Source organism: Bartonella rattaustraliani AUST/NH4 (assembly GCF_000312565.1).
GTDB classification, from domain to species: Bacteria; Pseudomonadota; Alphaproteobacteria; order Rhizobiales; family Rhizobiaceae; genus Bartonella; species Bartonella rattaustraliani.
In genome coordinates, this window is record NZ_CALW02000003.1 from 1 (window position 1) to 2,076 (window position 2,076).

At 41.9% G+C, this 2,076-nt stretch carries 1 pseudogene; it reads left to right on the forward strand.

Annotated elements, in window-relative coordinates:
* Positions 1–291: 291 nt before the first annotated feature.
* Positions 292–2,076: pseudogene (locus tag BN67_RS00035) on the forward strand (hypothetical protein); the annotation flags it as partial.

The window sequence follows — 2,076 nt, forward strand, 5'->3', positions numbered from 1 at the left end:
GTGATATTTCCTACTCTGCAACGATGCTTTAAAAGAACTGCTTTATTCAATAAACACAATCTCATCTGTAAAAACCAATCCATAAGAATTAAGCAAACATTAACCGTAATATAGGAAGTGACTCTCATTTCCTTAATAACGCAAATAAAGAAAACTTCATATGCATCGCTCAACAATGGTACTTGAATATAAAAACTATAATCAGGGGACCTTTTAGCACCTAAATTATGTCTTTTTTATGTTCACAGCTATTTTTTGTTGGGAGAAAGCTATTTTGTTGGGGAATTTATAATGAAAAAAATATTTACCATGTGGACAGCAATAAACATAAGTTTTTTTCGTGTGCTTGATTTGTTGTCTTTTGTGAAGGAGCTGTTTTTGGCTCTGCTGGTCATATGCTTATCGAGTGTTTCTCCTATTTTTGCTGCGAATCTCGCAATAAGAGGTGCTACATATGACAGCAATAGTGATGGCGGAGTAAGCTATGAATATGCGAGCCACGGTAGTATTGTTCTTTCTGGTGATCATAAATTCTGTGGTGTAGATCACGTTATTGGTCGTGGTGGTAAGCGACAAGAAAATGCTGCTAATGCTAATAAAATAACTGCAGAGGAACAATATAATAGATTTATCAATGGTTTCAAGGGTTTCATTGGTGGTAATCCTTATGGAACAACCACTGAACAGGCGACTTGGGCTGGTGATGGTCTAGTAAGCGATCCGAAGAGTGGTTATATGGGAGCTGCTTCTACAGGGGGATCTATGAGTACTCTGCCTGAGGCTTATGGTGTTTATTCTTTTGCAACAGGGTGTGGGTCTTCTGCAACGGGAAACTATTCAACAGCATTTGGTGCAGGAGCAACCACAAAGGGTGGTGGAGCGCAAGCCTTTGGTGTTTCTGCGCTTGCTGCTGGTCAAGCAAGTGTCGCTATAGGTATAGGATCAGAGGCATCTGGACAATCTGCGTTTGCTATGGGTGGGCTCGCAGGTGCTTTAGGTAAAAATACTATTGCTGTAGGAACGAGAGCTAAGGCTGTGCTAGACGATTCTGTTGCTATTGGTGCAGATGCAATGGTAGAGGTGCAAGGTGGTGTTGCTTTGGGTGCGGGATCTCTGTCTCTTGCTACGGTGGGTGTTGTGGGTTATGATCCTGTGACCGATACAGCCTCAACTCGCGCAGATATGGCGTGGCAATCTACTTTGGGTGCAGTGAGTGTTGGTAATGTTAAGGAAGGAAAAACACGGCAAATTACTGGGGTGTCCGCTGGTACTGAAGATACCGATGCAGTCAATATTGCGCAGCTAAAAATGTTCAGAAAAGGTGTTGAAAATGCGCTTAATGCGACAAAAGATGATGCGTTGTTGTGGAATGCTCATGATAATGCGTTTGTAGCGACGCATGGCGAAGGCAAGAGTGATAGCAAGATCACGCATCTTGCGGATGGATCTATTAACTCCACGTCTACAGATGCGATCAATGGTGCGCAACTTTATTCATTAGGTGATCAGGTTGCTCAGTACTTCGGTGGTGGTGCTGCCTATGGTGAGAATGGTAAGTGGAGTGCACCACAGTTCAAAGTTCAAATTGTTAATGAGGAAGGGCAAGCTAGTGAACAAAGTTATTCTGATGTAGCATCTGCCTTTGCAGGAGTTGGTATATCTTTGACAAATCTTCACAATGAAGTTAAAAATGAGATTAATAAGGTTGTTGGCGATAGCCTTGTTAAGCAAGATGCTGATACGCATGTTATAGCGATTGGTGGTAAAAAGAACGGTACTGAAGTTACACTTGCAAATGTTGAAGGTGTTTCTCGGACGCTTTCTGGAGTTAAGGCAGGTGCTGTTTCAGAGTACTCGACAGAAGCGATTAATGGAGCTCAACTTTATTCTATGAGTAATCAGCTTGCTCAGTATTTTGGTGGTGGTTCTGGCTATAATAATGGTGTCTGGAGAGCGCCAGAGTTCCAAGTTTCTCAATTTAATTCTGATGGAACACCTTTAGAGAAGAAAGGTTATGATACTGTTTCGGCTGCATTTGAAGGCGTTAATGACAGTATGATGAATATCAATAATCGT